12 protein-coding genes and 1 tRNA gene are annotated in these 22652 nt (G+C 60.8%); 4 read left to right on the forward strand and 9 right to left on the reverse strand.

The genetic code is table 11. The annotated features are described in order from the left end of the window. Positions 1-8 precede the first annotated feature (8 nt). The gene (locus O3675_RS01970; protein WP_371570625.1) at positions 9-2819 is read right to left on the reverse strand and encodes a hypothetical protein; all 2811 of its coding nucleotides are present in this window, start codon (positions 2817-2819) and stop codon (positions 9-11) included. Positions 2820-2933: 114 nt separating this feature from the next. After that, entirely contained in the window at positions 2934-4514 is a 1581-nt protein-coding gene (ffh, locus tag O3675_RS01975) for a signal recognition particle protein (protein ID WP_070593408.1), read from the reverse strand. Between the two features lie 357 nt (positions 4515-4871). On the opposite strand from ffh, the gene O3675_RS01980 reads away from it, so the two are divergent. Next, a tRNA-Leu gene (locus tag O3675_RS01980) sits at positions 4872-4954 on the forward strand. 219 nt (positions 4955-5173) lie between these two features. On the opposite strand, the gene pyk is transcribed toward O3675_RS01980, so the two are convergent. Then, entirely contained in the window at positions 5174-6637 is a 1464-nt protein-coding gene (gene pyk, locus O3675_RS01985; protein WP_314841255.1) for a pyruvate kinase, read from the reverse strand. A gap of 522 nt (positions 6638-7159) precedes the next feature. Here pyk and O3675_RS01990 point away from each other — a divergent pair. Both O3675_RS01990 and O3675_RS01995 read left to right on the forward strand, forming a co-directional pair. After that, complete coding sequence (locus O3675_RS01990) at positions 7160-7732, forward strand: flavodoxin domain-containing protein (RefSeq protein ID WP_049327782.1); 573 nt, start codon at positions 7160-7162, stop codon at positions 7730-7732. Between the two features lie 628 nt (positions 7733-8360). Next, positions 8361-10289: a GH25 family lysozyme gene (locus tag O3675_RS01995; protein ID WP_371570628.1), complete on the forward strand. Its 1929-nt coding sequence runs from the start codon at positions 8361-8363 to the stop codon at positions 10287-10289. Positions 10290-11236: 947 nt separating this feature from the next. Here the strand turns inward: O3675_RS01995 and adhP are convergent. From adhP to O3675_RS02025, 6 genes are all read right to left on the reverse strand, one after another. Then, positions 11237-12277, reverse strand: a complete 1041-nt coding sequence (gene adhP / locus O3675_RS02000; RefSeq protein ID WP_371570631.1) for an alcohol dehydrogenase AdhP — start codon at positions 12275-12277, stop codon at positions 11237-11239. 422 nt (positions 12278-12699) lie between these two features. After that, positions 12700-14082, reverse strand: a complete 1383-nt coding sequence (locus O3675_RS02005; RefSeq protein WP_303688382.1) for a phosphoenolpyruvate synthase — start codon at positions 14080-14082, stop codon at positions 12700-12702. A gap of 323 nt (positions 14083-14405) precedes the next feature. Continuing rightward, positions 14406-15434: a prolipoprotein diacylglyceryl transferase gene (lgt, locus tag O3675_RS02010; RefSeq protein WP_012903350.1), complete on the reverse strand. Its 1029-nt coding sequence runs from the start codon at positions 15432-15434 to the stop codon at positions 14406-14408. After that, entirely contained in the window at positions 15434-16288 is an 855-nt protein-coding gene (trpA, locus tag O3675_RS02015; RefSeq protein WP_012903349.1) for a tryptophan synthase subunit alpha, read from the reverse strand. The genes lgt and trpA overlap by 1 nt, the downstream gene beginning before the upstream one ends. Next, a complete protein-coding gene (trpB, locus tag O3675_RS02020) occupies positions 16288-17622 on the reverse strand; it encodes a tryptophan synthase subunit beta (protein WP_070634731.1) in 1335 nt (444 codons plus the stop codon). The genes trpA and trpB overlap by 1 nt, the downstream gene beginning before the upstream one ends. Positions 17623-17948: 326 nt before the next feature. Continuing rightward, positions 17949-21275: a chromosome segregation SMC family protein gene (locus O3675_RS02025; RefSeq protein ID WP_371571003.1), complete on the reverse strand. Its 3327-nt coding sequence runs from the start codon at positions 21273-21275 to the stop codon at positions 17949-17951. Positions 21276-21599: 324 nt separating this feature from the next. Between O3675_RS02025 and O3675_RS02030 the strand changes: the two genes are divergently transcribed. Then, the gene (locus tag O3675_RS02030; protein ID WP_284513752.1) at positions 21600-22652 is read left to right on the forward strand and encodes a 3-oxoacyl-ACP synthase III; all 1053 of its coding nucleotides are present in this window, start codon (positions 21600-21602) and stop codon (positions 22650-22652) included.

Consider the following 22652-nt stretch of genomic DNA (forward strand, 5'->3'; position numbering starts at 1 on the left):
TCTTTCCTTTAGCGGTCGGTTTTCTTCGCAGCGCGCTGCCTGATGCTACGCACTATACCCAGGGCACGCTCACGCAGTCCAGAGGGTGCCTGCTCCGTGGACGGGGTGGCATCCTCCACCGTGCGGTAGTGGCCCTCACGCAAATCATCAATCAGAGTGCGCTTCTTGGTCGAGGGCTGGTCCCCTGCGGCATCTCCCGGATGCACCAGCTCAGCATCCGCCACCGGGCGGGCATGCTTCTTCAGCTGAGTCTGTTCAAAAGAACGCAGAACCGTCGGAATCAGAGCCGACTCAACCGTGGCGTTCAGGGCAAAGAGCGCCGCAGCCACCGAGAACTTACGGCTCGCCTTACCCTGAGCACGGCGGCGGCGCGCCACATTCGCCAAGGTCAGAGCGATAGCGCCCTGAGCGGTTACATCCGCACCCAGGACAAGACCCACACGGCGGGTCTTGGCACGAATCTGCTCGGCGGTCAGGCGCTTCTTCGAGGCAGACTTCTTCGAGATAGCCCGTGCGGAGGTGGCAGCCTGCGTTACCTGCGACGGAGCATCCTCAGCGGATACGTTCTCAGACTGCGAGTCGTCAGAGCGCGCGACATCGGATTGTACGCCCTCAGCCGGGGTCGCCTCGGACTGCGATGCGACGGTCTGCTCTGCCGCAGACTGTTCTGCCGCAGACTGGGCGGAGTGCGGTGCCAGGGCAGCCCTCAAATGCGCAAGAATAGCTTCTTCTTCCTCCGGGGTGAAATTCCTGCCCCCCGTAGGCTGCGCATCGTCCTTATCGAAATCGCGGTCCTGCTCGTAGTGCCCCTCGAAGTCATCAAACGGCTCAGAGTCCAGGAAGTCTTCTTCCTCATCAAGAGCGTCTTCCGGGAAAGACATATGAGTGTACTCGAAGGGAATATGGCCCTGGCTAATGGCATCCATCCACTCGGCGAGGGTCACGCGGCGACCGGTCGCAACCAGTCGGTAGCTACGCTCCATGGGCGAGGTGTAGCCGCCCGGGTAGGGCTCGATTTCCTCATCTTCCCCAGAGAAAGTACCTTCAGGCGCATCAGCAGGTTCAGCCTCAGCAGTTTCAGCCGCAGGCTGCGCGAAGCCCTCATCCTCGTTGCCGAAGATGCGCGCCGTGCTAATCGACGCCACATCAAAACCGGTGGTCGGAACCAGCGCCAGCTCCGTGGGAACATCCAGCAGCTGCAGCACCGACTCCAACGCCAGGGTATTGCTCGTATCGCGCAGGTACGCATTCAGACGGCGACCGGCAATGGAGTCAGCCTCCGCACCAAACATCGCCATGACATTAGCGATACCCTGCTCGATTTCTTCCTCATCGGAACCGAAAATCTTCGAACCCGACAGCTCCGGGGCGCTACCGGGAAGCTCTGAGAGCAGATCCTCCAACACGCCGCCAAAACGTGCGACTTCCTCACGGCTGAGGGCACGGTTCAGGCGCTTAGGCACACGCTGCCAGGTGAACTCCTCCACGATATTCTCGTAGGGTTCACCGAACGCCTCCAGGTACCACTCCTCATCCGAGTAGGGCTCACGGGCGGGCTCCTCATAGACCACCAGGTGTTGCTGGTTCGCGTTGCCCTCAGCAATCAGGGCGTTGCAGTTCAGCAGGCCCAGCAGCGCCATCAGGTCCACCGGGTCGGCAGAAATGAGGGTCCATTCCCCCGCCGGCGCGGCAACAACCTGCCGAGTACCGGCAGGAAGGTACGCCAAAAGAAGCCCGGTAATCATGTCAATGGGCAGGTCAACGAGCATGGCGGCATCACCGTCCACCAGGAACTCCAGCTCACCCTGACCACCGGGCAGCTCCTCCCACACGGTCGCCTCGCCCTCCAGGGCGGCACCGGTGACCGGCAACTGATCCACCAGCTGCGCCACATAATCCTCAACGGGGGTACCCACGTGCAGGTGGCCGTCAGCGACCTCCAGCACGTTCATGTAGCCCTCATCATCCACGGCGCACAGCACGTAGAGCTGCACCTGATGCTCACCCATCTCGTAAGCAATCAGCTCCGGGGAGGCGGCGGTCGCCTCAATGAGGGCGGCAATCAGCTCCTCATCGGTGGTGGAACGAGCCATGATGCGGCGGCGCTGAATCTTCTCCTCCAGCTCCATGGTCTGCTCGATGCGCTCATTGCGCTGCTTCTCGGCGGTGCGCTCCTCATCCTGGGCGCGCAGGTACTCGGGGCTATCCGATTCGCCGGTCCCGGCGGGTGCGGGGGCGTCGTCCCACATGCCGGTGAGCTTATCGACAGTCCACTCTTCGCTCTCCAGGGCGGCGGCGAGGCGGTCAACCTTCGTGCGGTCGTTCCAGGCGCGCTGCGTATCGGGGTCTTCCTCCTTCACCTCATCGTGCATGCTGCGGGCCTCACGAATCAGGTTCAGGATGGTTGCGGCAACGTCGTCAACGGCGGGGTCGTCGCTCTCGCTCGAGTAGACGAGGTCACCAGCCAGTTCGGCGGAGTGCTCACCGTACTCGAGGGCGATACGCGCCCAGACGGGGGTGTACCCGGGAAGGATGCTCGAATCATTGTCGAAGCCGTCCGCAAAGTCGTGTGCGATGCCGTCTTCAAGATCGCCCGAAAGGTCGTCTTCAAGAACCTCTGCGGGAGCATCAGAGAAGCCCAGCGAGCCCTCCTCAACTGCAGACTCGCCTGCAGGCTCCTCTACAAACTCAGCGGCAGATGCGCAGGCAGGGTCCTCTACAGCATCATCAGCGAAGGCGCGCTGAGACCACGGCGTGACCTGCTCATTCAGCTGATCATCCGCATTCTCTCGATCCCAATTCTGCTCGTTCTGAGCCATTGATACCTTCCCTTCACACCCATTCATGCACCCAAACCGGGCACCATACCGGTACGGGTGCGCCCGTCACCACGTGCGCACCCGTACCACCCCTTACCGGGCTCATATTTGCTCTTACTGCAGGAACTTCTCGAAGCCCTTCGGCAGGTTCATGCTGGACAGATCCATTTCCTGGTTCTGAGCCTGCTGACCGAATGCAGCGCCGGCGCGAGCCTGCTGCGCCTTAGCTGCTGCCGCCTCCTGCGCCGCACGCTTCTGCGGGTTGCCGGAGCGAGCCTTCTTCTTCTTGTTGTTGTTCTTCGCGTTCTTACGAGCGCCACCCGCCGCCGCAGCCATACCGGGCATCTGCATACCACCGGGCATGCCGGGCATCTTGCCCGAAGCGAGCTTCTTCATCATCTTCTGAGCCTGAGCGAAACGCTCCATCAGCTGGTTCACCTCAGACACGGTCACACCCGCACCCTTAGCGATACGGGCACGGCGGGAACCGTTAATGATGCGCGGAGCCACACGCTCGTGCGGGGTCATGGAGCGAACAATCGCCTCCACGCGGTCAATCTCGCGCTCGTCAAAAGCCTCAAGCTGCTGACGCATCTGAGCCGCACCGGGCATCATCATGAGCAGCTTCTTCATGGAACCAAGCTTACGAATCTGCTGCATCTGAGCCAGGAAGTCCTCAAAAGTGAAGTCTTCCTGATCGATGAACTTCTTCGCCATGCGGTCGGCTTCAGCCTTATCCCACTGAGCTTCAGCCTGCTCGATCAGAGTCAGGATGTCACCCATATCCAGGATGCGGCTTGCCATACGGTCCGGGTGGAACTGTTCAAAGTCAGTGACGTTCTCACCGGTGGACGCGAACATAATCGGCTTGCCGGTCACCGAAGCCACCGACAGAGCCGCACCACCGCGGGCGTCACCATCAAGCTTAGACAGGACCACACCGGTGAAGTCCACACCCTCGTTGAAGGCGTTAGCGGTGTTCACGGCGTCCTGACCAATCATCGCGTCGATGACGAACAGAACTTCGTGCGGCTCAATCGCGTCACGAATATCGCGTGCCTGCTGCATCAGCTCAGCGTCAACACCCAGACGACCCGCAGTATCGACAATGACCACGTCGTGCAGCTTAGCGCGAGCCTCAGCCACACCGTCACGAGCCACCTGCACGGGGTCGCCGGTGGGTACATCAAACTCGCTGGTCACACCGGGGTGCGGCGCGTACACGGGTACGCCCGCACGCTCACCAACGACCTTCAGCTGGGTCACCGCATTGGGGCGCTGCAGGTCGGATGCAATCAGCATCGGGGTGTGGCCCTGGCCCTTGAGCCAGTGAGCCAGCTTGCCAGCCAGGGTGGTCTTACCGGCACCCTGCAGACCCGCCAGCATGATGATGGTCGGGCCACTCTTCGCCATGTTGATGCGGCGGGTCGAACCGCCGAGGATGCTCACCAGCTCCTCGTTCACGATCTTGACGATCTGCTGGGAGGGGTTCAGTGCCTCGGAAACTTCCGCACCAAGAGCGCGTTCCTTCACGTGGGCGGTAAATTCGCGGACCACGGGGACGGCGACGTCAGCGTCGAGCAGGGCGCGGCGGATTTCGCGGACGGTTGCATCAATGTCTGCCTCGGAGAGGCGGCCCTTGCCGCGCAGGTTCTTAAAAGTTGCCGTCAAGCGGTCGGAGAGAGAATTGAACACGAGCCGTGATCACTTTCTTAACGTTGAGGTGGCCCCCAGCCGCGAAGGCGAACGGGGATGGTTAGTCAGTCTTTAAGGATACAGGATGCGCGCTTTCTCCCCCGCCTCCACCTGTGGATAAGTGGCGCCGGTTCACCCTGAGCTCAGGATTTACAGCCGCAAGACCTCGCAGTAGGCTCCCGCACCCCTCAGCAAATGCGCGGCAGGTACCAGACTTACCCCCTCATAGAGGCGCAACAGAAACCCTCAGCAGATGTTCCGCACCCCGCCTCAGCCTGCTCAACACGTCCGATAGATTAGATTTTCTAGACAGCCTGGGTTAGAATTCTAAAGGTGTTACGCACAAATGCGTGATACGCCCGAGTGGCGGAATTGGCAGACGCGCCTGACTCAAAATCAGGTTCTTCGGAGTGTGGGTTCGAGTCCCACCTCGGGCACCAACGCAAAAGCGGCGGGAAAGCTTGAAGCTTTCCCGCCGCTTTTCTGTATCCGCTTCTGTACCCCTTGTACCCCACCCGCGCATCAGATGGGGCAACTACACCAACACACAAAACCGCCGCCCGGCCGTGAAAATTCACGACAGGGCGGCGGTTCTACATACCGAGCGTACAGGCGAAGGATTACCCTCAGCTACGCATCGAAAAAGAATGGTGAGCGGCTTAGCGCTTGACCTCGTTCTCCTCGTAAGGACGCAGAGTTTCGCGCTCGCCCTCAGCACCGTAGACGCGGTGTACCTGAACCATGTTGGTGGTACCTGCGCGGCCTGCGGGAGCACCGGCAGCAACGACGACCAGGTCGCCAGCTTCTGCCAGACCGTTCTTCAGCAGGTACTCGTCCACGAAATGGAACAGACCTTCCTGATCGGTGATCATCTCAACCTGCTCAGCGTCAACGCCCCACAGCATGGACAGGAAGGAACGAACCTTCGAGCTGGTGGTGAACGCGACAATCGGGGTCTCGGGACGCAGACGTGCCAGACGACGTGCCGAGTCACCGGACTGGGTGAAAGTAACGATGAGCTTTGCATCCAGCTGGTCAGCAATGTTCACTGCTGCGCGGGTGATTGCGCCACCGCGGGTGCGGGGCTTGCGGTCCAGCTCGGGCACGCGGTACAGACCGCCCTTTTCGGTATCCTGAACGATTGCAGCCATAGCCTGCAGGGTCAGGATCGGGTACTTACCGACCGAGGTCTCACCGGAGAGCATCACAGCGTCTGCGCCGTCGAGGATTGCGTTAGCGCAGTCAGAAACCTCTGCACGGGTGGGGACGGGGTTGTCGGTCATGGACTCGAGCACCTGGGTTGCCACGATGACGGGCTTTGCCCAGCGGCGTGCCATGTCGATTGCCTTCTTCTGGACGAGGGGAACCTCGGAGAAGGGCAGCTCAACACCGAGGTCACCACGAGCGACCATGATGCCGTCGAACTTGTCGATGATGTCCTGCAGGTTCTCAACTGCCTGGGGCTTCTCAATCTTGGCAATGACGGGTACGCGGATACCCTCTTCGTCCATGATCTTGTGGACGGGGTCAACGTCTGCACCGGTACGGACGAAGGAGAGTGCAATGATGTCTGCACCCATCTTCAGTGCGAAGCGCAGGTCGTTCGCGTCCTTCTCGGTCAGCGCGGGCAGGGAGACTGCTGCGCCGGGCAGGTTGATGCCCTTGTTGTTGGAGATGGGGCCACCGACGACCACGCGGGTGCGAACGCGGGTGGGAGTTACCTCAATAGCTTCGAGGCGGATCTTGCCATCGTCGAGCAGGAGCTTGTCGCCGAGCTTTACGTCGCCGGGCAGGCCCTTGTAGGTGGTGCCACAGATTTCTGCGGTACCTTCAACGTCTTCGGAGGTGATGGTGAAGTCTGCGCCGGGCTCAAGGTATTCCTTGCCGTTTGCGAAACGCTCGAGGCGAATCTTGGGGCCCTGCAGGTCGGCGAGGATAGCAACGTCCTTGCCGAGCTTTGCAGACTGTTCACGGATGGTGTCGTAGCGTGCCTGGTGCTCGGCGTGGTCACCGTGGCTCATGTTCAGACGGGCGACGTTCAGGCCAGCCTTGATTGCCTCGGAGATCTTCTCGGGGGACTCGATTGCCGGACCGATGGTTGCAACGATTTTTGCGCGCCTCATGTACCTAACCTTTGTGTGTTGTTTCGTGTGACCTATGGGGGTTCACACTGATTTTCCGGGGAAGACTAACGTCAAATTCCCAATTATTCCCACGTGTTCTAACAGGTAACCACATGCCGGATGCGTGGGACTCTTTCTCAATTATAGGGGTTTTGCGCCCTCTTGGGTATGTTTCTCCCAACTCTTTCCACCGAAGAAATTGTGTTTCACGTCGCATTTTGAGCATCACCTATTCCCTATCGAGCACACCACAGAAAGCCGGTTTTCACTCCCACCACCCCCGCCTCGCCCGGAAAGTAAATTAGGGTACTTTTTACCCATATCTAGCCTTCACTGCACAATATTTAGTCGCATTCGAGAACATTCGAGCATATTTCAAAAACATAGAGACACTCAGAGTGGGCTATGAGAAGATAGATGGGGCATCCAAAAGCTGGGCGATTTCACATTTTCGCGCGCCTAGCCTATATTGGAACCCATAATTAGTATTTGAAATGCGAAATATATCTGGAAGGTTCACAGATGACTACTCGCGTGCTGATTATCTTCGGCTCCACCTACGGCTACACCGAACAGTACGCCACCTGGCTGGCAGAAGATCTGCGTGCACTCCCGCAGGCCCCCGAGGTTGAGACTGTCCCCGCCTCCAAGGTCACCCCCGAGCAGGCTGAGGCATTCGACGCTTTCGTCATTGCCGGCAGCGACTACGGTGGATTCCTCAACGGCGCACCGGCACTTCGCAAGAAGATCCTGCCGATTATTGCACCCAAGAAGAACCGCACCGCGTTCTTCACCGTCTCCTTCACCGGTGAGTACTCGAAGAAGCTGCTGGACAAGGCCGTCGCCAAGAGCTACACCCCCGAACTGACCGAAGGTCGCCCCGTCTACCACCTGCGTGGCGGCATCGATTTCGACAAGATTTCGCTGGCTCACAAGACCGCCCTGAAGGGCCCGGTGCGCGCATGGCTCATGGCTAACCCGCACCCGAACGAGGGTATTCAGCAGATGCTCGAATGCTACAAGACCGGCAAGGCTGAGTACATCGATCGCGAGACCCTCAAGCCGCTGGTCGAGGACATCGCCAAGTTCCTCTAAGCCTTTCGGGAAACACAAGCTTTCGCCTCTTCCCACCCGTCTCTTTCAGCCGGACATCAGAACCTGAAAGAGCGGGCGGGAAGAGCCGAGAAAAACGTGCCAACAGGCACCATATACGTGGTCGATGACTCTTCATCTCTCCTGCATCGACCATGAAACTCCGGGTGCCGGTGCGAGGCCGCGCCAAATACAGTACCCGGAACATGAGGGGTGGGTCTTTGTGTGTGCGGCCCACCCCTTTCCTTATGCCCGCAAGCCAAAGCCCCTGCAGCGCAACCTCCGACAGAGCAGTCCACAGAATGAAATTCGCAATGCCCCGGCGTGTCACCCACCTAAAATTTTTCGCAAAAAACTGAGCCCATAAATACACCGACAAGCCGCAAAACTAAACAGGTCCCCCAAAGACCCCAAATTACTGTGCACTCTGCGAAAGATATGCCGCCAGAATGACATGCCAAAGCATTGCGCACAGCGGTGCAGGTACCGTAGGCTGATAGCTGTGCCGATCGCTTGACGCGGCAACAATTGACACATAAACCTCACTCAACTACCTCACCATTCACTCGTGCCAGAAGCCCCCACACAGGGCCACATCGACACATCCACCTCTCAAACACAGGCAAAATCTATGAAGAAACTCCAGACTGCCGCGCGCTCCGCGGCAGCCCGCTCCATCATGGCGTCCGCAGGTGCGCTCTCCCTGGTCGCCGCATCCCTCACCTCCGTTCCCGCAGCCTTCGCCGCCCCCAGCGCGAGCGCAGACACAGAGGTCAACCCCAACGCATCCTACGAGGAGCTCACCTACGCCCCCGCCCCGGATGCCTCCCTGGTCGAACGCTCCAACCCCGCCATGGGTGCGGGCGAGCGCGAACGACTGGGCACCGCGAACGCACGCACCGGCGCCATCTCCCCCGCTTCTACCGCAACCCTGAGCGGTATTTCCGCGACCCAGAGCTCCGCGCAGGGTCTGGCGGCTGGTCGAGCTCCGGCAGCCGGTCAAGCGCTGGCACAGGGCCGCTCCGCATGGACCCCCTCCGGCGGCACCCTCGGCATGGACGTCTCCTCGCACCAGCAGAACGTGGACTGGGCGAGCGCCTACGCCGCAGGTTCCCGCTTCGCCTACGTGAAGGCAACCGAGGGCGCCTACTACACCAACCCGTACTTCGCTCAGCAGTACAACGGCTCGGCGCAGGTCGGTATGGTGCGCGGCGCCTACCACTTCGCAAATCCCCGCACCTCCTCGGGTGCCGATCAGGCACGCTACTTCGTGCAGAATGGTGGCGCGTGGACTGCTGACGGCCAGACTCTGCCGGGCCTGCTGGACATCGAGTTCAACCCCTACCCCGCCTACGGCAACACCTGCTACAACATGACCCCGGCGCAGCTGACCGCCTGGACCCGCGACTTCGTGGACACCTACCGTTCACTGACCGGTCGCGACCCGATGGTGTACACCGCAACCTCCTGGTGGTCGCAGTGCGTGGGTTCACCGCAGTTCGGCGCTCTACCACTGCACCTGGCGAGCTACTCCACCGTGGTCGGTGCAATTCCGGCAGGATGGAGCGGCTACGACATTTGGCAGTTCACCGATTCGGGCCCGTTCGTGGGTGACTCGAACTTCTTCCCCGGCACCGTGAACGATCTGAAGGTTCTGGCGAAGAACCCGAAGGCCGTGCACCGCAACTGGTCGAACGGCCAGGACCGCGCGGTTGAGGACCGTGCGGCAAAAGACCGTGCGGCACAGGATTCGAATGTGGTGACCACTGCGACCGGTTCCATTGATATTCGCACCGGTATCGGTGGCTACTGGAACGAAAACCGCTCCTTCTACGGCAACCCGATCGGTACCGAGTACACCCTCGGCAACGGCGTGTACGCGCAGAAGTTCACCAACGGCAAGACCATCTACTGGACGAACTCTCACGGTTCGCACTGGCTGGTCACCAACGGCGGTCTGGATCATAAGTTCCGCTCGGACGTGGCACGATTCCGCGGCCTGACCACCAACGAGGAAACCCGCTCCGACACCATCGCAGTCTCCTTCGCTAACGGTGAGGGTGGCTACTGGTCCAACGCATACGGAACCCACATCATCAATGAGCGCGGCTCCATCTATGCGACCTGGCGTGCAGCTGGCATGAGGGGCGTGCCCACCACCGACGAGCAGAACCTGGGCAACAGCCTCATCAAGCAGGAATTCACCGGCAGCACCACCTACGTGTGGTCTGCTCAGACCGGCACCCACCGCATGCACACCGGCGGCGCGTTCTACCACCACTTCCTGCAGCACCGCGGCACCTGGGGTGCACCGGTGACCGATGAGACCGTCACCTCCATGGGCGCTCAGATTCAGTTCGCCTCGGGTAAGGTACTGCTCTGGTCGGATGCGTACGGTGCGTACGAAACCAACGGTAACGGCGCGATTTTCAAGCATTGGGAGAAGAATAGCGCCCGCTACGGTGCGGCACGCGGCGACGAATCCTACGTGAACGGCGTGTACTACATGGACTTTGAGCGCGGCACGATCCGCTGGACCGCACAGCGCGGAATCTACTAAACGGCGTGGAATCTACTCAACAGCGCGGCAGCTAATAAACACTACAGCGCGCATATAAAAACGAGGGGCACCTGGCAGAGGTGCCCCTCGTTCTTTTGCTACAGGAAGCATCTTCTGAACAACACAAAAATCAAGATGCGTTCTGCAGCGGGTGGGTTACCGAGTGAGTAGAGAACCCGGCTATGTTACCCGTGCCGGCAGGTAAATTTATGGCGTGGCGGGCGGGCCGCCTCGAAGTCATGCAGTGTCCTAAAAGTTCCGGATTAGTGTGGCGGACATAGTCCCCATTGACTATGTCCGTGGGGCCCACACTAATCGTTGGTGAGACCTCAATCCGAAGGTGTCTAGAGGGGCGCCTGGCCGGAATTAAGGACTCAACGGTGAATAACGGCACGGTACGAAGATGCTGAAATTCACCCGGGTATGGCGTTCCGGGAGAAGGAATCGATATCTAGGAGGGCCGAAACCTTCACACGTCATATCCCGTTACATCAAGGGTATGTGCAGGGGCGTTCGAAACCTATCTCTTCGGCAAATATTACGCCTCAACCAGTGGTTGAATGTTTACAATGCAAGTATGCATTTTGAGGCCTATAGATGTCAAACAAGATGCTCTATTGAACTGATTTAGTGAGAATTTTGAGATAATCCCCGAATATTTCAAAAATAAATTCCCGCGTATATTACGTTTAGGTGCCTAGTACTCACAGAGGATTTGGGCTCCTCACGATAACGGCTCTCAAAAACCCGGCGCTAAAACATCTAGTTAAAAATACTAGTTAAAAACACTAGGACGCACCCCGCGTCGTATGCACAGCAGAAAGAGTACCCCTACTCCCCCGCCACACGGGATGCGCCCTAGGCGCTATAACCATCGAAACTACCGGCAAGACCCCAGCCGAGTGAGATCTTGAGGCCTTACCGGGCGCCTCGACCCATCCGCTAGCTTAGAGGCTAGCGAAGTCCAGAACCATACGGCCGGTAATCTTACCCGCCGCCATTTCCTCGAAGACAGCCGGTGCATCGTCAACCTCACGCAACTGAACCACCGGAACCACGATGCCGTCAGCACCGAACTGGAACGCCTCCGCCAGATCCTGACGGGTACCCACCAGGGAGCCCACCACGCGGATGCCGTCCAGAATGATCTTCACAATGGATAGCTCCATCATCTCCGAGGGCAGACCAACAGCCACCACGGAGCCGCCCGCACGAACCGACTCAACAGCCTGGTTGAACGCAACCTTCGACACCGCGGTCACCACAGCAGCGTGAGCGCCGCCGCCGGTCAGCTCGCGAATACGAGCCGGAACGTCCTCAACCTCGCGTCCGTTGATGACGTAATCAGCACCGGTCTCACGAGCCAGAGCCAGCTTGTCGTCGTTGATATCAACAGCAATAACCTTGGCGCCGAAAACCTTCTTAGCGTACTGAACAGCCAGGTTACCCAGACCGCCAGCGCCGTAAGCAACCAGCCACTGACCCGGGCGAACCAGCGACTCCTTGATTGCCTTGTAGGTGGTCACACCAGCGCAGGTAATGGAGCTTGCCTGTGCCGGGTCAAGACCCTCGGGAACCTTCACAGCGTAATCAGCGGTCACCAGAGTGTACTCACTCATGCCGCCATCGACCGAGTAGCCTGCATTCTTCACCGAACGGCACAGGGTCTCACGGCCCGAGGTGCAGTACTCACAGTGGCCGCAGCCCTCGAAGAACCAAGCCACCGACACGCGATCGCCTTCCTTCAGGGACTCAACACCCTCACCGACCTTGACGACACGACCAATGCCTTCGTGACCCAGAATACGACCCGGAACCTCACCGAAGTCACCGGAAGCCACGTGCAGGTCAGTGTGGCACACGCCCGAGTACTCAATCTTCACGAGCGCCTGGCCGTGACCGACAGCCGGAACGGGAACCTCACGGACAACAACCGAACCGTCAACCTTCTCAGGGACAACAACAGCCTTCATGGTTTCCTTGCACATGATCTAAACTCCTTAGTCATCGGTGGTCGCGCTCAAACCGCAATCTGTAATCTGCGCTGTGCAACCTAGCGGGGTGAGCGCGCGTATTCTTTACATTTCCACCGTAAAATGAGGAGCCCCCAATCTAAAGGACCTTCCCCGAATATGACAGAGGGGTTAGATAGAGGCATTCTCACGAGCAAGGATGATCTTTCGATAAGGTCTATTCCGACCAATGCGCTAAACCGCCAAAGGTTGATATGACGCTATGACGAAACAACACAGAAGATGAGAATGCCTCCCAAATAAGCGGTTTGGGAGGCACTCAGAAAAAATTTAAATATTAAGTTTGAGGCGCATACCACCCTAAAGAAAGGGTTCATTCTACACCTATACGATTCCTACAGGTTTATAGGAACTCTTAGCCGATGAGACTTAGCTGCCTAGAAGCAGAAAGCAACCTCAATATAGCCAGCGCCGCGCTCACCCGGACCGTTCGGAGCGTTCAACGCCCACCCCAGATCCATGATGCGCACCGTAGAATCCATGAACGTACCGCCGCCAGCGCCACCGCCAGCCAGCTGCACCGAACCCACCGCATAGCGGGCACGAGCCGAATCGTTATTCCACTTCTGCGACACCACACGAGCCGAAACACTCAACGCAGCACCGGAACCGCCGCCGCCATAACCGGCACCACCACCTCCAGAAACCACCGACTGGTAGCCGTTAAACAGCTCGCCAGCGTTCGACGGGCGGTTATCGGTACCCTCCGGAGTCTGATCCCACTGGTACGAATAGCTCGCCACACCATCGGCGCCCTTCGCGCGGAAACCGCTCGAACCCGCCGCACCGGCAGTCGCAGTGCTCACCAGCTTCTGGGTGGCGGTGCTCGAAAAACCAATCACCGAACCATCAACAGTCGGCGGGTTCAGCTTCTCACCGCCAGCACCGCCCACACCACCGGCGGCACCCGAACCCGGGTTCACCGTCAGAATCGGCTCAGACTGCGCCTCATACGAGGTGAAACCAACAAAACCGGGCGAACCGTCGCCGTCACCCGAACCAGCGCCACCACCGGTGCTGAACTGGTGCTCGCCACCGGAGCTATCAAGCGAATAGTGCGCGGTCGGGCGCACAGCACCCGCATTCGCGGGGTTCGGCAGAACCGTCGCATACGACGCCAGCACACCGGCACCGCCGCCACCACCGGCAACAATCATCGGCACGCCATCCACCTCAATAGCGGAGGAACCACCGCCGGACGCCGAATACAGCACAGCGCTCATGCCGCCGCGACCGGTCACACCGCCAGAAATGCGGGTCAAATCATTAATCGCAGAAACAACGTTTGCGGGAACCGGCGAAGAAGCCTTCGAGGAGCCACCCACACCGTAGCCGTCGCCGCCCTCAGCGGGCTTCAGCTCACCATTACCAATACCGCCCGAACCGGCCGTCAGAGTAATAGTCTGGCCGCCGCGCACAGCCATAGAACCCTCCACCATGGCACCGGAACCGGCATCAGCCACAGTGTAGTTCGTGCCACCGGCACCGCCCACAGCGGTAAAACGCATACGCTTAGCGCCCGCAGGAACCGTCAGCACGGCTACCTTCTTCACGCCGTCACCGGCAGTGATCATCGTCGAATCCTCGTAAGGTCCGGTGCACTCGCCTTCCTCATCAGACGCCGCATACGCCGGAATCACCGATGACGCCACAACAACCGGGGCAGCCCACGCCGCACCAGCCACCAGACGACGACGGGTCAGACCCGGACGAGAAGAAGGAGAAATGGGGCGCGAAGAATCGCCGGCAGAAGAGCTCACGATAAAAATCCTGTACGTTGAGTGGGTGTTTCTAAACGCAGACGCGACGGGCGTTCGAAGAGCCTCATACTCCTTACACGGAGCCTCATACTCCTTACGTGGGTGCCCGCCACACGCAATACCTCTATTATGCCTTCTCAACAGCCCAAATCCACGCAGGGTCCCGGCACATGCCACCATGAGAACATCCACCAGCAAGAAACAGACAGCAAGCACAAATAGCGGGCACAAAAAACCGCCGGACAGGGGCGCTCCCCCATCCGGCGGTTTTTCTATGAAATTTAGATGGAGCTAGAAGATGAAAGCTAGGAGCCCTTTGTCAGCTAGGAGCCCTTCGTCGAAGACTCAGAAGAGTCAGAATCCTCGGCGGGCTCTGCCTTCTCAGATGCCTTCTCGGATGCCTTCTCGGATGCCTTCTCCTCAGCGCCCTCTACAGACTCATCTGCGGCAGGCTTCGGAGCGAACTCGGCAGGTGCAGGCTCAATACCCGCAGCAGCCTTCGCCGCAGCACGACGACCAGCCACCACAAAACCAGCAGCACCCAGCAGAACCAGCAGCAGAGCAGTCCACACGTGAATACGAACGCCCCAGAGCATCTCCGAGGTATCAATACGCAAGAACATCTCAATGAAGAGGCGACCCACACCGTAGTAGAACACGTACAGCCACAGGGTCTGACCCAGCTTCAGCACGCCCTTACGGCCCAGCCACAGCAGCAACGCCACACCCAGCAGGTTCCACAGCGACTCGTACAGGAACGTCGGATGGAACAGCGTACCCGCCGGATACTGGGTCGGGAAATTACCGCTCGACGCGCTAATCTCCAAGCCCCACGGCAGAGTCGTCGGCTTGCCGAACAGCTCCTGGTTGAACCAGTTACCCCAGCGGCCAAACGCCTGAGCCAGCAGAATACCCGGCGCTACCGCATCCGCAAAAGCAGGGAAATTCATGCCATAGCGGCGGCAACCATACCAGGCGCCCAACGCACCAACCGACACGGCACCCATAATGCCGATGCCGCCCTCCCAAATCTTCAGGAAAGCCCACGGATCAGCAACATTCGGACCGAAATAGCTACCCGGGTCAGTAATCAGCACATGGTAGGCGCGGGCACCAATAATACCCGCCGGAATAGCCCACATCGCCACGTCAAAAACGCGCTCAGGGGTACCACCCGCCGCCTTCCAACGGCGAGAACCCAGCCACAAGCACACCGCCATACCCGCAAGAATACACAGGGCATAGAAATGCACACGGAACGGGCCCAACTGCAGGTACGAAACGCTCGGAGAGGGAATCGAAGCCAGCACGTTAGCTACCGGCACGCTCGCCAGCGACAGCACATCAGACATTAGCCTTCACGCCCCGCCAGCTCACGGGTCAGCTTAGCCACCGCCTCAACACCGCCAGAAGCCAAAGCCTTCACTAGCGCAGTACCGACAATCACGCCGTCCGCATACTCGCCAATCTCCTCAACGTGGGCACGAGTCGAAACGCCCAGACCCACGCACGCACGAGGCGCACCGGCAGCCTTAATGTCCGCAACCAGGGTGCGAGCCGCCTCCGACACGGAGGTGCGGGCACCGGTCACGCCCATCACCGACACGGCGTACACGAAGCCGCTCGACGCCTTCGCAATAGTCGCCAGACGCTCCGGCGAAGAAGACAGAGCAGCCAAGAAAATACGGTCCAGACCGTACTCATCAGAAGCTTCAAACCACGACGACGCCTCATCAGGCACCAGGTCCGGGGTAATCATGCCCGCACCGCCGGCAGCCGCCAAATCACGCGCAAAATTCTTCACACCGTACGCCAGAACCGGGTTCCAGTACGTCATCACGACAACCACCGCGTCGGTCGCCTCGGTAATGCGGCGAACCGCCTCAAACAGCTGAGGAAGCTTGAAACCGTTCTCCAGCGCCACGCCGGTAGCCTTCTGAATCACCGGGCCATCCATGACCGGATCAGAATAAGGCACGCCCAGCTCAATAATGTCCGCGCCGTTATTGCCCAGAGCAATCGCCGCGTCAATCGACTCGTCCAGGGTCGGGAAGCCCACCGGCAGGTAGCCAATCAGCGCCGCACGGCCCTGCTTCTCGCACTCAGCCAGACGAGCCGCCAGAGGCGACTGCGCATTCGGAGCGGGGAAAGAACCATCCAGCACCGTAAAAGGTGCCGCCTGAGAAATAGCGTCCTGGTAGCTCATTACTTAGCCTCACTTTCAGCCTGTGCGTTCTGTGCAGCGGATGCGGCAGCTTCCTTATTACCGGTCATCAGGGTCGAGGACGGAATCGCCTTACCCAGACCGAACCACTTCAGCGCGGTCTCCATGTCCTTATCGCCACGACCCGACAGGCAGACAATCATCGTCTTCTCACGTGCCGCCTCCGGATCCTCAGCAACCCAACGCTGGCACACGCGCAACGCGCCCGCCAGAGCGTGCGAGGACTCAATCGCCGGGATAATACCCTCGGTGCGGCAGAGCAGACGCAGAGCGTCCATCGCCTCGGTGTCAGTCACCGGCTCGTAAGTCACGCGACCAATATCGGACAGGTAGGAGTGCTCAGGACCCACACCCGGGTAATCCAGACCAGCAGAAATCGAATGGGACTCAATGGTCTGGCCGTCCTCATCCTGCATCAGGTAGGTCATCGCGCCGTGCAGCATGCCCGGGCGGCCCAGAGTAATGGTCGCCGCGTGACGGCCGGTCTCCACGCCGTCACCGCCAGCCTCAAAACCGTAAATCTCAACCGAAGAATCGTCCAAGAACGCGTGGAACAGACCAATCGCGTTCGAACCGCCACCCACGCAGGCAGCAATACCATCGGGCAGGCGGCCAGTCTCAGTAAGAATCTGCTCGCGCGCCTCCTCACCGATAGCGTCGTGGAAGAAACGCACCATCGCCGGGAACGGGTGCGCACCCGCAGCGGTACCCAGCAGGTAGTGGGTGTTCTCAACGTTCGAAACCCAGTCGCGCAGCGCCTCATTAATGGCGTCCTTGAGGGTGCGGGAACCGTTCTGAACCGCAATCACCTTCGCGCCCAGTAGCTGCATACGAGCCACGTTCAGCGACTGACGCTCAGTGTCTTCCTCACCCATGTAGACCACGCACTCCATGCCGAACAGCGCAGCCGCAGTCGCAGTCGCAACACCGTGCTGACCCGCACCGGTCTCAGCAATCAGACGGGTCTTACCCATACGCTTAGCCAGCAGAGCCTGACCAATCACGTTATTAATCTTGTGGCTACCCGTGTGGTTCAGGTCCTCACGCTTGAGGAACACACGCGCACCAGCATGCTCAGAGAACTTCGGAACCTCAGTCAGTAGCGACGGACGGTTCGAATACTCAGCAGAAAGACGCTGGAACTCAGCAATGAACTCGGGGTCGTTCTTCGCCTCGTTAAAGGTTGCCTCCAGCTCATCCATGGCGGCAATCAGCGACTCGGGCATCCACCGCCCGCCGTACTCACCAAAATAGGGGCCGGGGGCATTCTTCAACGACTCGCCGTTGAGGAAAGCATCTGCCAGGTTCTCGCTCATCACTATTCCTTCCCTGGATGGTTGCCGCCGGATGCGCACCGCGGGTAGGGCGGGGCATCAGGCCTGATCACAGCGAAACACCACGCCAACCGCGAATAGGTGGGCGGTATTCGCACATATCCCCCTATAGTACCCGGGTGCAGGCGGTGACCTGTACCCCGGAGTGCACATGACCATTCCTAGGACATGTGACGTTCGCCGGGGTGGGTGTGCTCGCGGGTATGGGCGGCTCGCATGGGAAGGTTTAAACGCTGGGAAGAAGCGGCGAGGCAGGGGCGCTCGGCTGGGTCTGGCCGGGTCGGGCAGGGTCTGGCAAGCGCGGCGGGCTACAGCAGCTCGCGCAACTCCTCCATCTGCTGAGAAAGCACCGTCGACACACCACCGCGCATCGACACCCCGTACAGGGTCTCCGCAATCTGCATCGTGCGCTTCTGATGCGTCACCACAATCAGCTGCGAACGCTCCCCCAACTCACCAATCACCTGCAGCAGGCGCGAGAGGTTGCGGTCATCCAGCGCCGCCTCAACCTCATCCAGGGCGTAGAACGGCGACGGGCGAGACATATAAATCGCAATCAACAGCGCCAGCGAAGCAAGCGAACGCTCACCGCCAGATAGCAACGACAGGCGCTTAACCTTCTTACCTGCCGGGCGCGCGTGAATCTCCACACCCGAATTCAGCGGATCGGACGGATCGTCCAGCTCCAGGTGGCCCTCGCCTCCCGGGAACAGGGTCTCAAAGATGCGGCGGTAGTGGGTGTTGATGTCCTCCATAGCGGCGGTGAACACCTCCGCAATGTGGCTGCTGACCTCGTCCATGACCGTGTTCAGGTCGCGGCGGGTCGCCTTCAAATCCTCAATCTGCTGGTTCAGGTAGGCGTGGCGTTCAGATAGCGCCTCGTACTCCTCCAGTGCCAGCGGGTTAATGGCGCCCAGCGCCTCCAGTTCGGCGCGGGTTGCCTTGAGGCGAGCGCGCACGCTCTCGGTGGAGGCTTCGGTAGTCTCAGAGGCCGTTTCGGTAGCAGTATTTTCGGAGGCAGCATTTTCGGAGGCGTCGTTTTCGGACGTCTGCTGAACGGGCACGTCAACCGGCAGCTGCTCGGAGTACTCCTCCTCCAGCTGCTCCAGGGTCAATCCCGTCACCAGGCGGGCACGCTCAGCCAGCGCTTGCACACGCTCCTGTACGCGCGCCGCCTCCGTCTGGGTGCGCGCCAGCAGGGTCAGTGCCGCCGCGTGCGCCGCCTGCAAATCCTGCACCTCATCGTTCGTGCTGGTCAGGCCCTCCTGGGCGTTCTTCAAGGCGGTGTTCAGCTCGTGTAGCTGCTGCTCACGCTCGCTCACCTGCTCGGCAAGTACCTCACCCAGACGGTGGGCACGGCGCTCAATGGTCGCCGCGGGAGCCTGCTCCCCCGTGCCCGCCAGGTAGGAATCCTCGCGGGTACGCGCCGACTCGTAGGCGGTACGCGCCTGCGCCACGGATTCTTCCGCGGCGGCAAGGCGCTCGTTCAAGCGGGCACGCTCATTCTGAATGTTCTGCGCGGAGGCTTCCAGGGACTCCGCCTGGGCGCGGGCGCGGGCATGCTCGGCGCTCGCCACGCCCGCCGCCTTCGCTGCCTCGCGTTCTGCTTCGACCGCCGATTCTGCCGCGGTCTGAGCCTGCTGAACAACCTGCTCGGCTTCATCCAGTTCGGCGCGGGTGCGGGTCACGACCTGGGAGGCGGCGCGGTATGCGGCGGCAAGTTCCAGGGGGCTGGCACCCTCAGCCGGGTAGAGCAGGCTGTAGCGGGTGTGCTCGGTGCCTGCGGGGTCAAAAATACGCCACATAGTGCGCTGACCTGCGAGGGTATTCTCTGCAAGCAGGTGCAGGGCTTGCTCTGCGGAGGCTGCATCCGGCGCGAACAGTACGCCCGCCAGGCGCTCACCCAGCGCCGCGGTGACGCGTGCCAGGGCGTGCTCGTCGATGCCGGCGAGCGCGGCGGCATCCTCGCTGAACGGCTCAATCATCTCGGTTGCGGGGCGGATGCCCAACTCACGCAGCTCGGCGGCGCAGGATTCGGGCAGGGTGGTTTCGGGCAGTTCTGTTGAAAGTTCCTTCGCGGCAGATTCGCTGCTTTCATCACCCTTATCGCTATCTTTGTCACCACGCAGCTGCGACACCTCGGCGCCCTCAACCGGCACGCTCAACGCCGCGGTCGCCAGCGAGGTCAGCGCCGCAGACGCCGCACGCGCATACTCGGGGTCAATCTGCACGGCATCCAGCACGCGCAGCAGGCTCGCGCCTTCGCTCGAAGAATCCATGAGCTCGCCGGTCTCGGGGTCGAACACCGCCTCGGCAGATTCAGCATCCAGTTCGGCGGGTTCCTCGCCCAGGCTCTGACCCAGCGCCTCACGCAGGGTTGCGGCACGCTCAGCCGCCGCCGCGTAGGCGCGGGTCGCCTCCACCGCAGCGGCGCGGGCGGCATCCAGCTGGGCCTGCGCGCGGGCACGAGACTGCGCCGCCTCACCCGAGGCGCGCTCAGTCTGAGCCACCTCGGACGCCGCCTTCTCAATGTTCTTCAGCGCCGCATCGTAGCGCTCCTCAAAGCTGGCGTAGCTTTCCACCGCGCGCTCTGCCTCTTCGCGGCGCTCCTCCAGCAGTTCCAGGGCGCGTTCGTATCCGGCGCGGGCGGCGGCGGTCGCTTCGGTCAGCTCCACGCGGTAGGTGCGCACGCGCTCGGCGGCGATGGACTGCACGGTGCGCACGCGCGCTGCGGACTCGCGCAGGGTCGACACGGCCTTCTGGCAGGCGGTGACCTCGGCGTTCAGGCGGTTCTGTTCCTGCTGATGCTTCGCGGATGCTGCACGCGCCGCCTCCAGCTGTTCTTTCAGGGTTTCGGCGCGGCGATTACCATCCGTTTCTGATGCGAGAGCCTGCGCCTGCTCAGCCTGCAGAACACCCAGCTGACGAGCCAAAAGTACCGCCTCCAGCTGGCGGATGCGCGCCTGCAGCTGGCGTGCAGTCGCGGCGGATTCTGCCTGCTCGCTCAGCGGCTGCAGCTGCGAATCCAGCTCGGCAACCAGGTCACTCAGGCGGGTAACGTTCGATGCCACAGACTCCAACTTGCGGCTGGTCTTCTCCTGGCGGCGGCGGTACTTGACCACGCCCGCCGCCTGCTCAATCATGTCGCGGCGCTGCTGCGCGGTGGCGTGCAGGACCGCATCCAGCTGTCCCTGGCCGACGAGCACGTGCATCTGCTGGCCCAGACCCGCCTCCGAGAGCAGGTCCTGAATGTCGGCAAGGCGCGCCGGGGAGCCGTTAATCTCGTACTCGCTGCCGCCGGAGCGGAACATGGTGCGCGAAATCTGCACCCGATCAGCGGGAATGCTGAGGGTGCCGTCAGAATTATCGAAAGTCAGGGTGACCTTGGCGCGGCCCAGGGGTGCACGCTGGGCGCCGTCGCCCGAACCAGCCTCGCCGGAGCCCGCGAAGATAACGTCCTTCATGCTGCCGCCGCGCAGGCTCTTAGCGCCCTGCTCACCCATGACCCAGGCGAGCGCATCCAGCACATTGGACTTACCGGAGCCGTTCGGTCCGACCACCGCATTAATGCCGGGGGTGAACTCAAAAGTGGTTGCGGAGGCGAAAGACTTGAACCCTCGCAGGGTCAGCGACATCAGGTGCACAAGGGGCCTTTCTGCAGAAGAACTGGTGTGTGCCGGGCACGTTCTGTGGTGCGTGGCGGCATCCCTCTAGTGTACGCGGTGAGGCGGGCGGGCGGCGTGAACGTGCACGGGGTGAAGAGGGTTCAAAGTTCCTCATTCTGCATCATCTTACGCGCGGGGTGAACGGGCGCGTTCATATTGGGTCTACGGATACGGGTTCGCCCGGTCGGTGCGGTAGATTGGAATGAGCATCACGAATTCTGCGGGGCCGCTGTTCGCATCCCCGCGTTTTTCTATGTATCCCACTGACTTCTATTTTCAAGGGCCACACCATTGATGAATGCATCCGCCGATAAGGTCGGCACGAACTCTGACATTCGCCACGCTAACGCAGCTCTGCTGTCTATTACCCATGAGCTGCCTCCGGAGGTCGTCACGAGCGACTACTTCGATGAGCAGCTGGCCCAAACCTATAAGCGTCTGCGCATGCCGAAGGGCCTGCTGGAGCGCCTTGCCGGTATTAGCACTCGCCGCGGCTGGGCTGAGGGCCAGACCTTCGAGGACGGCGTGGTTGCCGCAGCCGAGAAGGCTATCGAGCAGGCGGGTATTGACCGTTCCCAGATTGGCCTGCTGATTAACGCTTCGGTGACTCGCGATAACTTTGAGCCCGCCGTTTCGGTGGGTGTGCACGACCGCCTGGACCTGCCGCGTCACGCCCTAAACTTCGATATTACGAACGCCTGCCTGGGCTTCGTGAACGCGATGACTGTCGCCTCCACCATGATTGATGCGGGCGCTATCGACTACGCCCTGATTGTGGCTGGCGAGGACCCCTCCCCGTGGCACCGTACCGCGGTGCGCATCCTGAACAACCCCGATTCGACCCGCGAGGATGTGCTGGCGCAGTTCGCGACCCTGACCCTCGGTTCGGGTGCGGCGGCGGCTGTGATTGGTCGCGCTGACCGCCACCCGGAGGGTCACCGCATCGTCGGTTCGGTGTCCCGCGCGGGCACTGAGCACCGTAACCTGTGCATCGGTGGCGAGGCGGATCAGGGCATGAACACTGACGCCGAGGGCCTGCTTAAGCACGGCCTGGAGCTGGTGGCGCAGGCGTGGGAGCAGGCGCATCAGGACGGCTGGGAGTGGAACGACATGACCTCCTACGTGACCCATCAGATTTCTAACGCCCACACGAACGCCATTATTGAGGCGGTCGGTATTGAGCGTGAGCGCATCCCCTTGACCTTCCCGAAGTGGGGCAATGTGGCCGCGGCGGCTCTGCCGATGACTCTCGCCGAGTGCGCGCCGACCTACACGGAAGGCGACCGTATTCTGTGCATGGGTGTGGGTTCTGGTCTGAACACTGCCCTGCTTGAGATTCAGTGGTAA

This window comes from Rothia sp. 27098_8_27 (genome assembly GCF_041432805.1).
Classification (GTDB): Bacteria; Actinomycetota; Actinomycetes; order Actinomycetales; family Micrococcaceae; genus Rothia; species Rothia mucilaginosa.